This window comes from Serratia sp. Ser99 (genome assembly GCF_024519545.1).
Classification (GTDB): domain Bacteria; phylum Pseudomonadota; class Gammaproteobacteria; order Enterobacterales; family Enterobacteriaceae; genus Serratia; species Serratia liquefaciens.
On record NZ_JALJRT010000003.1, the window covers coordinates 67,866 to 80,865 of the forward strand.

At 55.5% G+C, this 13,000-nt stretch carries 14 protein-coding genes; 9 read left to right on the forward strand and 5 right to left on the reverse strand.

What is annotated here, in order from left to right:
• Positions 1 to 8 precede the first annotated feature (8 nt).
• The 3 genes from nqrF to nqrM are packed head-to-tail and all read left to right on the forward strand — an operon-like array spanning position 9 to position 2,499.
• Positions 9 to 1,232 (forward strand): NADH:ubiquinone reductase (Na(+)-transporting) subunit F, encoded by a 1,224-nt coding sequence (gene nqrF, locus NR114_RS08030; RefSeq protein ID WP_044548498.1) that lies wholly within the window; start codon positions 9 to 11, stop codon positions 1,230 to 1,232.
• Positions 1,233 to 2,264, forward strand: a complete 1,032-nt coding sequence (locus tag NR114_RS08035) for an FAD:protein FMN transferase (RefSeq protein WP_187962324.1) — start codon at positions 1,233 to 1,235, stop codon at positions 2,262 to 2,264. It abuts the gene before it with no gap.
• 7 nt (positions 2,265 to 2,271) lie between these two features.
• Positions 2,272 to 2,499 carry a (Na+)-NQR maturation NqrM gene (gene nqrM, locus NR114_RS08040; RefSeq protein WP_020825372.1) on the forward strand — a complete coding sequence of 76 codons (228 nt, stop codon included), beginning with the start codon at positions 2,272 to 2,274 and terminating at the stop codon, positions 2,497 to 2,499.
• Between the two features lie 37 nt (positions 2,500 to 2,536).
• On the opposite strand, the gene NR114_RS08045 is transcribed toward nqrM, so the two are convergent.
• Positions 2,537 to 3,421, reverse strand: coding sequence for a glycerophosphodiester phosphodiesterase family protein (locus NR114_RS08045; protein ID WP_234529320.1), 885 nt, complete (start codon positions 3,419 to 3,421; stop codon positions 2,537 to 2,539).
• 205 nt (positions 3,422 to 3,626) lie between these two features.
• On the opposite strand from NR114_RS08045, the gene dinB reads away from it, so the two are divergent.
• Positions 3,627 to 4,688 carry a DNA polymerase IV gene (dinB, locus tag NR114_RS08050; protein ID WP_046374422.1) on the forward strand — a complete coding sequence of 354 codons (1,062 nt, stop codon included), beginning with the start codon at positions 3,627 to 3,629 and terminating at the stop codon, positions 4,686 to 4,688.
• Between the two features lie 78 nt (positions 4,689 to 4,766).
• On the opposite strand, the gene pepD is transcribed toward dinB, so the two are convergent.
• A complete protein-coding gene (gene pepD / locus NR114_RS08055; RefSeq protein WP_020825375.1) occupies positions 4,767 to 6,227 on the reverse strand; it encodes a beta-Ala-His dipeptidase in 1,461 nt (486 codons plus the stop codon).
• A gap of 324 nt (positions 6,228 to 6,551) precedes the next feature.
• Here pepD and gpt point away from each other — a divergent pair, with 324 nt between their 5' ends.
• The 5 genes from gpt to proA all read left to right on the forward strand — a co-directional run bounded on the left by gpt (position 6,552) and on the right by proA (position 11,472).
• A complete protein-coding gene (gpt, locus tag NR114_RS08060; RefSeq protein ID WP_044548512.1) occupies positions 6,552 to 7,010 on the forward strand; it encodes a xanthine phosphoribosyltransferase in 459 nt (152 codons plus the stop codon).
• Positions 7,011 to 7,154: 144 nt separating this feature from the next.
• Entirely contained in the window at positions 7,155 to 8,402 is a 1,248-nt protein-coding gene (gene frsA / locus NR114_RS08065) for an esterase FrsA (RefSeq protein WP_044548514.1), read from the forward strand.
• 60 nt (positions 8,403 to 8,462) lie between these two features.
• Positions 8,463 to 8,864, forward strand: coding sequence for a sigma factor-binding protein Crl (crl, locus tag NR114_RS08070; protein WP_041414255.1), 402 nt, complete (start codon positions 8,463 to 8,465; stop codon positions 8,862 to 8,864).
• A gap of 241 nt (positions 8,865 to 9,105) precedes the next feature.
• Complete coding sequence (proB, locus tag NR114_RS08075) at positions 9,106 to 10,209, forward strand: glutamate 5-kinase (RefSeq protein ID WP_020825379.1); 1,104 nt, start codon at positions 9,106 to 9,108, stop codon at positions 10,207 to 10,209.
• 9 nt (positions 10,210 to 10,218) lie between these two features.
• Positions 10,219 to 11,472 (forward strand): glutamate-5-semialdehyde dehydrogenase, encoded by a 1,254-nt coding sequence (proA, locus tag NR114_RS08080; protein WP_048759703.1) that lies wholly within the window; start codon positions 10,219 to 10,221, stop codon positions 11,470 to 11,472.
• Between the two features lie 192 nt (positions 11,473 to 11,664).
• On the opposite strand, the gene NR114_RS08085 is transcribed toward proA, so the two are convergent.
• The 3 genes from NR114_RS08085 to NR114_RS08095 form a co-directional block, all read right to left on the reverse strand.
• Entirely contained in the window at positions 11,665 to 12,039 is a 375-nt protein-coding gene (locus NR114_RS08085; RefSeq protein ID WP_129941122.1) for a hypothetical protein, read from the reverse strand.
• Between the two features lie 106 nt (positions 12,040 to 12,145).
• A complete protein-coding gene (locus NR114_RS08090; protein WP_129941121.1) occupies positions 12,146 to 12,367 on the reverse strand; it encodes a hypothetical protein in 222 nt (73 codons plus the stop codon).
• Between the two features lie 193 nt (positions 12,368 to 12,560).
• Complete coding sequence (locus NR114_RS08095) at positions 12,561 to 12,806, reverse strand: helix-turn-helix domain-containing protein (RefSeq protein ID WP_234529323.1); 246 nt, start codon at positions 12,804 to 12,806, stop codon at positions 12,561 to 12,563.
• Between the last annotated feature and the right edge of the window lie 194 nt (positions 12,807 to 13,000).

Below are 13,000 nucleotides of genomic sequence, written 5' to 3' on the forward strand. Positions count from 1 at the left end.
AAGAATTTATGGAAATTATTTTAGGCGTCGCGATGTTTACCGCCATCGTTATGGTGCTGGTACTGCTGATCTTGTTCGCCAAATCGAAGCTGGTGAACACCGGCGATATTGCGGTGGAAGTGAATGGCGATTTGGACAAAAGCTTTACCGCTCCGGCGGGCGACAAGCTGCTGAATATGCTCTCCAGCCAGGGGATCTTCGTTTCGTCTGCCTGTGGCGGCGGCGGTTCCTGCGGGCAATGTCGGGTGGTGATCAAAGAGGGCGGCGGCGATATCCTGCCGACTGAACTGTCGCACATCAACAAGCGTGAAGCGAAAGAGGGTTGCCGCCTGGCCTGTCAGGTGAACGTGAAGCAAAACCTGAAAATCGAGCTGCCGGAAGAAATCTTTGGCGTGAAGAAGTGGGAGTGTGAAGTTATCTCCAATGATAACAAAGCCACCTTTATCAAAGAGCTGAAGCTGAAAATTCCTGACGGTGAAGATGTGCCGTTCCGTGCCGGTGGTTTTATTCAGATCGAGGCGCCGGCGCACGACATCAGCTATGCCGATTTCGATGTGCCGGAGGAGTACCGCGGCGACTGGGACAAATTCAACCTGTTCCGCTATCGCTCAGTGGTGAATGACACCACGGTGCGCGCTTATTCCATGGCGAACTATCCGGATGAAAAGGGCATTATCATGCTCAACGTGCGTATCGCTACGCCACCGCCGCGCGATCCTGACGTGCCGCCGGGCATTATGTCTTCCTATATCTGGTCGCTGAAGGCCGGTGACAAGGTGACCATCTCCGGGCCATTCGGCGAGTTCTTTGCCAAGGATACCGACGCCGAAATGATCTTTATCGGCGGTGGTGCCGGCATGGCACCGATGCGTTCACACATCTTTGACCAGCTCAATCGCCTGAAGTCCAAGCGCAAAATCACCTTCTGGTACGGCGCGCGTTCGCTGCGTGAGATGTTCTACGAGGACGATTTCAATCGGTTGCAGGAAGAGAATGAAAACTTTACCTGGCACGTGGCGCTTTCCGATCCGCAGCCAGAGGATAACTGGACGGGTTACACCGGCTTTATCCATAATGTTCTGTTGGAAAACTATCTGCGCAACCACCCGGCGCCGGAAGACTGCGAATTCTACATGTGCGGTCCGCCAATGATGAACGCCGCGGTGATCAAGATGCTGAAAGATCTGGGCGTCGAAGACGAAAATATCATGCTGGATGACTTTGGTGGCTAAATGCGCGTAGGGGCAATGAAGGGCTGGATGACGACGGTGGTGCTGAGCGCCACCCTGTTATTGACCGGTTGCGGGCCGGAGCAGGTGAATCTCGAGGGTAAAACCATGGGGACCTCCTATTCGATCCGCTACGTCACCGGCGACGATACGCCGTCCGCCGCCAAGATACAGGCGGAGATCGACAAACGGTTGGAGTTGGTGAACGACCAAATGTCCACCTATCGTCCTGGCTCGGAACTGAGCCGCTTCAACGCCAGTCGCGCAGTGGATAAACCCTTCCCGGTGTCGGCCGCGACGGCAGAAGTGGTGCTGGAGGCGCTGCGTATCAACCGCGTTACCGACGGCGCGCTGGACGTGACCGTCGGGCCGTTGGTTAACCTGTGGGGCTTCGGGCCGGAAGGGCGGCCGGACAAGGTGCCGAGCGCCGCCGCACTGGAGCAGCGCCGCGCCTGGACTGGCATCGACAAGCTGTCGGTACAGGGCAACGCGTTGGTCAAACGCATTCCGGAGCTGTATGTCGATCTTTCCTCGATTGCCAAGGGGTACGGGGTGGATGTCATTGCTCAGTACCTGCAGTCGCAGCAGGTGAAAAACTACATGGTCGATATTGGCGGTGAGGTGCGCACTCGCGGCCACAACGGTGAGAATAAACCGTGGCGTATCGCCATTGAGCGGCCGACCGCCGGCATGGAGCAGAAAGCGCAATTGGTGATCCAACCCGGTGAGATGTCGATAGCCACCTCGGGGGATTACCGTAACTATTTCGAACAGGATGGCGTGCGGTATTCGCATACTATAGATCCGATCACCGGCCGGCCGATCCATCACCACCTGGTGTCGGTCACGGTGTTGAGCCCAACCTGCATGGCGGCAGACGGTTTGTCGACCGGATTAAACGTACTGGGGCCGGAACGCGGCATGGCATTGGCGAACCTGATGGGGATCCCGGTGTTCATGATTGTGAAAACTGCCACCGGTTTTGAAGAGCGCTACTCTGAGGCGTTTAAACCCTATTTGAACAAGCACTCGTGAGGTCGCTATGTTGACGGTATTTGTCGCCACCTTCGTGTTGTTTCTGCTGATTGTCGGCGGTATGTCCCTGGGCTACGTGTTTAAACGTAAAAGCCTGCAGGGCAGCTGCGGCGGCATTACGGCGCTGGGGATGGATAAGGTTTGCGACTGTCCGGAACCTTGCGATGCGCGTAAAAAACGCCTGGAGAAAGAGGCGTTGCGCCAGCAGCAGCTGGAAAAGCACCGGATTATCTGACTACAAGGGGCGCATGCGGCGCCCCTTTTTTTATCGGTTATTTGGCCTGGCGAAAGTTTTTCGCATCGGCCGGTGAGTTGACCATCACCCCGTCTACCCCAAGCGCCAGCGCCTGCTGGTAGTCTGCCGGGGTGTTAATACCAAACAGAATGATGTACGCTGGGCCTTGCGAACGGAAGCAGTCGATCGATTCTTTATCCCAGGTCAGAAACGCCTTGGAGCGCCCCTCGCCCAGGGTAAATTTCTCCACCACTTCCACTTCCCGTTTCAGTTCCAGCCCGTACCAGCGCGGCTTCTGGTTATCCGGCTTCAGTTCGCACAGGTGCGACAGGCTGATATTCGCCAGCAGGTCGCGGGTTTCATCGCGGGTTTCGAAACGCTTGATAGCCGGCGGTAGCGCCTGCAAATATTTGGCATCGGTGGAGTAAACGCGGGTGCGGTTCAGGCTGCCGGTTTTTTCCAGGGTTGCCAGCAAGGTTTTACCGAACTGGGCCGGATTGGCATCCGGTGACTTGATGTCCAGATAGAAATTGACCTTGGGGAAGTCGTTGAGTATTTCATCCAGCCGAGGAATGCCAATGCCTTTCCCCCGGAACGGGTGCGTTTCCCCTTTGGCGAATGACCAGCCGGCGTCAACTTTCGCCAGTTGTTCGGCGGTGTAAGCGGAGACCAGGCCCTGTTGGTTGGTCAGCGCTTTCAGGTCTGAAGGACGGTATAGCACGATAACGCCGTCTTTGGATTCCTGCAGCGTGATCCAAATGGCGTCCGCGCCGTTTTTCAGTGCGGTTTCAATTGCGACGCGAGTGTTTTCAGGTGCGTCGGCAGTGCCACCGCGGTGCGCAATAATGGCAGGGGCTGCGCTCGCGGCAAGGGATATCAGGGATAATGCTGAAGCGAATAAATAGACCGATAATGCTTTCATGTAGGGCACCTTCCTGTGCAAGGTTTATTGTTATCAATAACTGAGGCGATTAATTTGCCACAGCGTACTATTCAAAAATTACGCTTTTTTAACAAGTCGAAGATAATTGGGTGAAACCCTGTTTTATCCGAGCTGATCCGAGTTTTGCCGAGGCTTGAGCTTTCCATTATTGGCTGTATACTTATACAGTGTTATTGGAGGGGCGATGCGTAAAATCATTCATGTCGATATGGACTGCTTCTTCGCGGCGGTAGAAATGCGCGACGATCCCAGCCTGCGCGATATTCCGTTGGCGATTGGCGGCAGCGCCGACCGGCGTGGGGTGATCAGCACCGCCAACTATCCTGCACGTCGCTATGGCGTACACAGTGCCATGTCGACGGCGATGGCGCTCAAGCTTTGCCCGCACCTTAAGCTGCTGCCCGGCCGCATGGCGGCGTACAAGGAAGCCTCGTTGCATATCCGTGAAATTTTTGCCCGCTACACCCCGTTGATCGAACCGCTGTCTCTGGATGAAGCCTATCTGGACGTCACTGACTGCAGCCAGTGCAACGGCTCGGCGACGCTGATCGCCGAACAAATCCGCCAGGCGATAGCCGATGAACTGAACCTCACCGCGTCTGCCGGTGTCGCGCCCATCAAATTCCTCGCCAAAATCGCCTCGGAGCTGAATAAGCCGAACGGCCAATACGTTATTACTCCGGCGCAGGTTCCCGCGTTTTTACAGCAACTGCCGCTGAGTAAAATCCCGGGCGTGGGAAAAGTGACCGCCAAACGGTTGGAAGAAGTGGGGTTGATCACCTGCGCCGACGTGCAGCAGTACGATCTGGCGGCGTTGTTAAAGCGCTTTGGCAAATTTGGCCGCGTACTTTGGGAACGCTGTCAGGGCATCGATCTGCGTGAGGTTTCGCCTGAGCGGCTGCGCAAGTCGGTGGGGGTAGAACGCACGCTGGCGGAGGACATTCATGCCTGGGAAGAGTGCGAAGCGCTGATCGTCGACAAACTGTATCCGGAACTGGAAATGCGCTTGCGCAAGGTAAAACCGGATCTGCATATCGCCCGCCAAGGCGTAAAGCTGAAGTTTCAGGATTTCCAGCAAACAACGCAGGAACACGTTTGGCCAGTACTGAATAAAGACGATTTGATCAATGTAGCGCGTCAGGCATGGAGCGAAAGACGTGAAGGGCGTGGGGTGCGGCTGGTAGGTTTGCACGTGACGCTGCTGGATCCGCAGCTTGAGCGCCAGCTGTTGCTGCCGTGGGAATAGCAAGGGCGCAATGCAATATTGCGCCCTTGCTTGCACAGCCCGGTATTTTTTAGGGTTCAGTACACCGAACCCGGCAAATTACGCGCGCTCTGGGATAGCCTTCAGCAGTGCCGTCAGCAGTTTCCAGTACAGGCCCACGCTTTCGATATGCACCTGCTCATCCGGCGAGTGTGGCCCGGTGATGGTCGGCCCAATCGACACCATATCCATATTCGGGTACGGCTTTTTAAACAGGCCGCATTCCAGCCCGGCGTGGATCACCATGATGTTCGGCGTCTTGTTGAACAGATCCTGATAGATCTCGCGTACCAAATGCATGACCGGTGAGTCAGCGTCCGGTTGCCAGCCAGGGTAGCCGCCTTTCGGGGCCACTTTGGCGTTGGCCAACTGGCCCAGCGCGGTCAGCATGCCGACCACGTAATCTTTACCGCTGTCGATCAACGAACGGATCAGGCAGATGATTTCTGCTTCGCTGTCGCTGGTGGTCACTACGCCCACGTTCAGTGAGGTTTCCACCACGCCTTTCACCGCGTCGCTCATGCGGATCACACCGTTTGGCGTGCCGTTGAGCAGTGCCAGGAAACGCTGTTGGCTGTCTGCGGTCATCGCCTGAGACGTGCTGGTGGTTGGCTCCAGCAGAACGGTGATGTTCTTTTCTTTAGCGGACAGCTCATTTTGCAGGGTGGCCAGGAACGCCTGGCTCAGTGCTTTGAGCTCATCGGCCTTAGCTGCCGGTACGGCAACCACGGCAGAAGCTTCACGCGGGATGGCGTTGCGCAGGGTGCCGCCGTTCAGGTCCAGCACGCGCAGATTCAACGCCGCGGCATTATCAAACAGGAAGCGCGCCAGCAGTTTGTTGGCGTTGCCCAGGCCGACGTGAATATCCGCGCCGGAGTGGCCGCCTTTCAGGCCCTTGATCGTCAGCTTCAGGGTCTGGTAACCGGCCGGTACGGCTTCACGCTGCAGCGGCAGGGTGGTGATGAAATCAATACCGCCGGCGCAACCCATGTAGATCTCGCCTTCTTCTTCGGAATCGGTGTTGATCAGGATATCAGCCTGCAGCCAGTTAGCCTGCAGCCCGAATGCACCGTCCATGCCGGCTTCTTCGGTCATGGTCAGCAGCACTTCCAGCGGACCGTGCTCGACGCTGTCGTCTGCCAGCACAGCCAGCGCGGAGGCCATGCCGATGCCGTTGTCGGCGCCCAGCGTGGTGCCGCGCGCTTTGATCCACTCACCGTCGATATACGGCTGAATCGGATCCTTGGTGAAGTCGTGCACGGTGTCGTTATTCTTCTGCGGCACCATGTCCAGGTGCGCCTGCAGGGCAACCGGCTTGCGGTTTTCCATGCCTTTGGTGGCTGGCTTGCGCAGCAGGATATTGCCTACCTGGTCACGCTCGGCGTGCAGGTTTTTCTCTTTGGCCCATTCGAGGATGTGCTGCGCCAGCGCTTCTTCATGATAAGAAGGGTGTGGAATAGAGCAGATTTTGGCAAAAATATCCCACAGCGGCTGTGGCGAAAGTTGAGACAATTCAGACACAATAAGTCTCCTGTAACGGCATTCACGGCATAGCGGGAATACCGCTCGGTTAGGGTTAGGGGCATCTGTGCGGTTTTGGCACGATCTCCAGAGAATATCACTTTCTACCGGGCGGTGCCCGTCCCGAATTGTGCTGTTTAAGCGCTTGATCACACTAGTTTGCTGCGCTGCAGTTCATTTTTTCAGCATCAATCACCAGAGGAAATACTTATGATTTCCACGGTACAACTGGTATTCGGCGCGCCCAGTCTCTATAATCTCGCGCAACCTTTTTTCCCCTGATTACTGAATAAGCCACACCCTGGCTGGCTGGGACACCATTCTATGAGCGAAAAATACGTTGTTACCTGGGACATGCTGCAAATGCAAGCGCGCAAACTGGCTCACCGCCTGCTGCCCGTAGACCAATGGACAGGCATTATTGCCGTAAGCCGCGGCGGCCTGGTGCCGGCAGCCTTACTGGCGCGTGAACTGGGTATTCGCCATGTGGATACCGTGTGCATTTCCAGCTATGACCATGACAACCAACGCGAAATGAAAGTGCTCAAGCGCGCTGAAGGCGACGGTGAAGGCTTTATCGTCATCGACGATCTGGTGGATACCGGTGGTACTGCAAAAGCCATCCGCGAGATGTACCCGAAAGCGCATTTCGTCACCATCTTTGCCAAGCCGGCAGGCCGCCCGCTGGTGGACGATTATGTGGTTGATATCCCACAGGATACCTGGATCGAACAGCCATGGGATATGGCGGTGACCTTCGTACCACCGATCGGCGGTCGTTAAGTTCGACAGGCTGTTCCATTAAAACGCCCGGTTTCGCCGGGCGTTTTCGTTATTTTGGTTTATCGCCCCAGAGTTAGGTACACTACCTCCAGTTGATTAGGCTGTTTGCGGCCTATAGCCAGATTTACGGAGGCTGTTGTTACCATGGCACAAGCCAACCTTTCTGAAATTCTGTTCAAACCCTCATTTAAACATCCTGAGACCTCGACGCTGGTGATGCGCGCGCGCAACAAAGTCAGCGCCGATTTGCATTCCACGCTGGAAGGCAACACCGTCAGCAACTGGTATCGCATGCTTAACCCGCTGTTGTGGGCCTGGCGCGGCGTTGATCCGATCGAAATCAACGAAGTGCTGGCGCGCATCGCAGTCGCCGATGTGGAGCACACCAACGACAAATGGCTGGATACCGTGGTCGGTTACCGTAACGGCAACTGGATTTACGAATGGGTACACCAGGGCATGCGCTGGCAACAGAGCGCGTTGGAACAGCAGGATCCTTTGATCGGCGGTCAGCACTGGCTCAACGCCGCCAATTTTTACAGCATCGCCGGCTACCCGCACCTGAAAGGGGACGAACTGGCCGAGCAGGCCGAAGCGCTCTCCTGTCGGGCTTACGAAGAAGCCGCGCTGTTGCTGCCTTATCAGTTGAAAGAGCTGGAGTTCCGCATTGAGGGCGGCAGCAGCATCAATGGCTTCCTGCACCTGCCGGAAAAGGGCGAGGCCCCGTTCCCGACGGTGTTGATGTGCGGCAGCCTGGACACGCTGCAAACTGACTACCACCGCCTGTTCCGCGATTATCTGGCACCGCACGGCATCGCCATGCTGACCATCGATATGCCTTCCATCGGCTCCTCATACAAGTGGAAGCTGACGCAAGATTCCAGCTTCCTGCATCAGCAGGTGCTGATCCAACTGGCCTCGGTGCCGTGGGTCGATCATCAGCGCGTCACCGCGTTTGGCTTCCGTTTTGGTGCCAACGTGGCGGTACGTCTGGCCTATCTGGAGCCACAGCGGCTGCGGGGCGTGGCTTGTCTGGGGCCGGTGGTGCATCGCCTGCTGTGCGACAGCAAAACGCAACAGCATGTGCCGGACATGTACATGGATGTGCTGGCCAGCCGGATGGGGATGGCCAACGCGTCGGATAACGTGCTGAAGGTGGAGCTGAACAGTTATTCGCTGAAAACCCAAGGGCTGTTGGGCCGCCGTTGCCCGACGCCAATGCTGGCCGGTTACTGGGATCAGGATCCGCTCAGCCCGAAAGAAGAAGCGCAACTGATCGCATCATCCTCGCTGGACGGCAAACTGATCGCCATACCGCGCGCCCCTGTCTACAGCAGTTTCCACAAGGCGTTGCTGCAAATGACCCACTGGATGAAAGATAAAATGCGTTAATTAGTTGCTAAATTTTAACAGTTTGTTAAAAAGAGTGGTCTACATTGAGGAGGTTAAAGAATGACGTTACCGAGTGGTCACCCTAAAAGCCGACTAATGAAACGTTTCGCCAGCTTGGGGCCGTACCTGCGTGAAGGGCAGTGTGAGAACGACCGTTTTTTCTTTGATTGTTTAGCCGTGTGCGTCAATGTTAAGCCCGCTCCAGAGAAGCGCGAGTTCTGGGGTTGGTGGATCGAACTGCATGCCGAAGATACGCGTTTCACCTACGCCTATCAGTTTGGCCTGTTTGATAAAGATGGGCACTGGACGCCGGAAAAGATTAAAGATGCTGAAGTGAAAACCAAGTTGGAAACCACCCTGCGTGATTTCCACCGTCGTCTGGGCGAGCTGCTGACCACCATGGAACTGACGCTTGAACCGGCCGAGAATTTCAAAGAGAAACTGATTAAACTTTCCGCCTGACCCCGTTAGACCACAAGTATTCTGCTGATTTCGCGTTGTGCCTGTTGGCATAACGCGTCTCTCCTGCTACAAAGTCCTTTGCACTCTTATTCTCATCATATCCTATAGCTTTCGAGTTGCGGCTAGGCGGCAAGTGCAGGAATCCGCAGGAGCTTACCAAGGTAAGTAACTGGGGGGATTGCGAGTAGCCAACAACGCTGCAGCTTGAAAGATGACGGATAAATTACACGGCAGAAATACTATGAACGGCAGCCAGACACTGGTTGTGAAATTGGGCACCAGCGTGTTGACCGGCGGATCGCTGCGTCTTAACCGTGCTCACATTGTCGAACTGGTACGCCAGTGCGCACAACAGCATGCAGCGGGTCACCGCATCGTTATCGTCACCTCCGGCGCGATTGCCGCCGGGCGCGAACATTTGGGTTACCCTGAACTCCCCGCCACCATCGCCTCCAAGCAGCTGCTGGCGGCGGTCGGGCAGAGCCGGCTGATCCAACTGTGGGAGCAACTGTTTTCCATTTACGGCATCCACGTCGGGCAGATGTTGCTGACGCGCGCCGATCTGGAAGACCGTGAACGCTTCCTCAACGCGCGTGACACCATGACCGCGCTGTTGGACAACCGTATCGTGCCGGTAATCAATGAGAACGACGCGGTAGCGACTGCAGAAATCAAGGTGGGCGACAACGACAACCTGTCGGCGCTGGCGGCGATCCTGGCCGGGGCCGACAAATTGCTGTTGCTGACCGATCAGCAAGGCTTGTACACCGCCGATCCACGTAATAACCCGCAGGCGGAACTGATCCGTGAAGTGCACGGCATCGACGATGCGCTGCGTGCCATTGCCGGCGACAGCGTTTCCGGCCTGGGCACCGGCGGCATGGGTACCAAGCTGCAAGCTGCCGACGTGGCTTGTCGCGCTGGCATCGACGTGATCATTGCCGCTGGCAGCAAGCCGGGCGTGGTGGCGGACGTTATTGAAGGTAAACCGGTGGGCACGCGTTTCCACGCGCTGGAAACCCCGTTGGAAAACCGCAAACGCTGGATCTTTGGCGCACCGCCGGCCGGTGAGATCACCGTCGACGACGGCGCGGTCGATGCGATTATGGCGCGCGGCAGTTCGCTGCTGCCGAAGGGCATTCGCGAAGTGAAAGGCGATTTCTCCCGCGGTGAAGTGATCCGCATCCGTAACCTGGCGGGGCGCGATTTGGCCCACGGCGTCAGCCGCTATAACAGCGACGCGATGCGCATGATTGCCGGTCATCACTCGCAGGAAATCAGCGAAATTCTCGGTTATGAATACGGCCCGGTGGCAGTGCACCGCGACGATATGATAGTCAGTTAAGGAGTGAGCATGCTAGAGCAAATGGGGAAAGCCGCCAAACAGGCTTCCTGGCAACTGGCGGTGCTGAGCACGGCGAAGAAAAACCAGGTGTTGTCGGTCATCGCCGACCGGTTGGAAGCCGAAAGCGAAGTAATTTTGCAGGCTAATGAGCAGGATATGGCGCAGGCACGCGCCAGCGGGATGAGCGAAGCGCTGCTCGATCGCCTGCTACTGACCCCGGCGCGACTGGCGGCGATCGCCAACGATGTGCGCCAGGTGTGTCGTTTAAACGACCCGGTCGGCCACGTGTTGGACGGTAGCCTGCTGGACAGCGGGCTGAAACTGGAACGCCGTCGCGTGCCGTTGGGCGTGATTGGCGTGATTTATGAAGCACGGCCAAACGTCACCATCGACGTTGCCAGCCTGTGCCTGAAAACCGGCAACGCGGTGATCCTGCGTGGCGGTAAAGAAACCCACCATACCAATCAGGCGACGGTGAAAGTGATCCAGCAGGCGCTGGAACAGTGCGGCCTACCGGCGGCTGCGGTACAGGCTATCGACAGCCCGGATCGCGCGTTGGTGAATGAACTGCTGCGCCTGGATCGCTACGTCGATATGCTGATCCCACGCGGTGGCGCGGGGCTGCACAAGCTGTGTCGTGAACAGTCGACCATCCCGGTGATCACTGGCGGTATCGGCGTTTGCCACACCTACGTTGATGACAGCGTTGATTTCGACAAGGCGCTGACGGTGATAGAGAACGCCAAAATTCAGCGCCCAAGCGCCTGTAACTCGCTGGAAACGCTGCTGGTGAACCGCAGCATCGCCGCAGAGTTCCTGCCGGCGCTGAGTGCCAGAATGGCGGCGGTGGGGGTTACCCTGCACGCGGCGGAGAATGCCATGCCGCTGTTGCAAGACGGCCCGGCAACGGTGGTGGCGGTGGCGGCAGAAGATTATGACGACGAATGGCTGTCGTTGGATCTGAACGTGGCGCTGGTGGACGATATCGATCAGGCCATCGACCATATCCGTACCCACGGCACCAGCCACTCCGACGCGATCCTCACCCGTTCACTGAGCAGCGCCGAGCACTTTGTGCGTGCGGTGGACTCCAGCGCGGTGTATGTGAATGCCAGCACCCGCTTCACCGACGGCGGCCAGTTCGGTCTGGGTGCAGAAGTGGCGGTCAGCACGCAGAAACTGCATGCCCGCGGCCCAATGGGCCTGGACGCTCTGACCACCTACAAGTGGATCGGCTACGGCGACGATTTGGTTCGCAGTTAACGTTTAGTACGGCGTTGAGATTTCATGTAGGGGCGCAGCATGCTGCGCCCTTTTTGTATGCTGGTTCATACCAGAACTGGCATTGTTGCAGGCCCAAAGAAACTATTCTGACAGTCGGCTCTGTGCCAGGAGTGGACGTGGAGAACAACAGTCTTAGTTGAGCAACGGGGAGCTGATCAGCATTTCTGCTCATCACTTTCGCAGACCAAACCTTATAAGATCATGAGGGAATAAAGGCTTAATCATTATCTTATCGTTAAAAATAAATAGTTTAGGTGACAGGGCGATGACATCGTAGATATTATCGACAATGAGTTGTAGATGGGTTCTGAACACGGGCACATTCGCATCATCCGCTACGACAAATACAGTTTCATTGCCTAAGTCGCTCAAGTTAAACATCTCATGACTAAGTTCATAATCGCTAAAGTCCATTTCCGCCCATTTGAGATCACCGCTATGCCATGGATATTGATGAAAAATATCCATTACCGCACTCAAATCATCCCCTTCCATAGCATTAAAATCTGTCTTGAGCAGGTCCTTACATTCCTCAAACAATGTCATGCCCACTCCCTTTAGGCTTTATAGCTGTATATTTTTATCATATCCTCCCTGGAGGATTTTTTAAAGGAATTAGGAACGTCCGCTGATCGCTCATAGCGGCCCAATATTAAAGGTTTTCCATAAAATAGAACGCTTTCATCAGTTCTTCTTCGGTTTGTGGTGATACCAAACTTGCCCCAGAATCTTCCTCAACTTTTATCAAAAGCTCACTGCGGGTAATTCCTAACCTGTTTGCCACATGGTTAGCACAACTTCGTGCGTGAGAAGCTCTGTGTGCCAAGGGCCTTGCCATATCCAAAACTCTTGTCCTCGATGATGAATGAGACATTAGTTCCTCCTTAAATAGATACACCTGGATAACTCGTTCTTCGCTGCCAAAGCTATCAGGGGGGCGTTCAACTATAAGGCAGGGAATGCACCGGACCGGTGGCTCTCTTCAATAACTATGGAGTGTCTAATTAGATCATCACGCCCGATATGTACTGATAAGCGCATTCGTAACGCAAAAATCGTAGGTTCGATTACAGAGAATGAAATCGCCCGCCAATCCGCTCAATAATCGCTCCAGCATCCACCCCAAGCAGCCGGGCAATAACAGCAAACTCCACCACATCCAGTTTGCGCTCGCCGTTTTCAACCTTGGCGATAAACGACTGCGGGCGTTCCAGCGCTTCGGCCAGTTTGGCCTGAGTGATGCTTTTTTCTATGCGAGCATCGCGAAGTGTTTTTATTACTAATTGATATCCTGTTGAATAAACTGAGAACATGGTGTTTTTCCTCGAGTGATATCCCAAAATTGAATATTATCCATCACTTAAATATATAAAAATGGGATAATTAAGCTATCAAAAAACTAGGGAGTTAAGCATGATGGATAAGTGAGGTTAAGCATCTGGTAGGCGTAATGGTTGTATAAGGTGTTACCATACTGGAACCGGTTTGTCGGGGGGGGGGGGGGGGT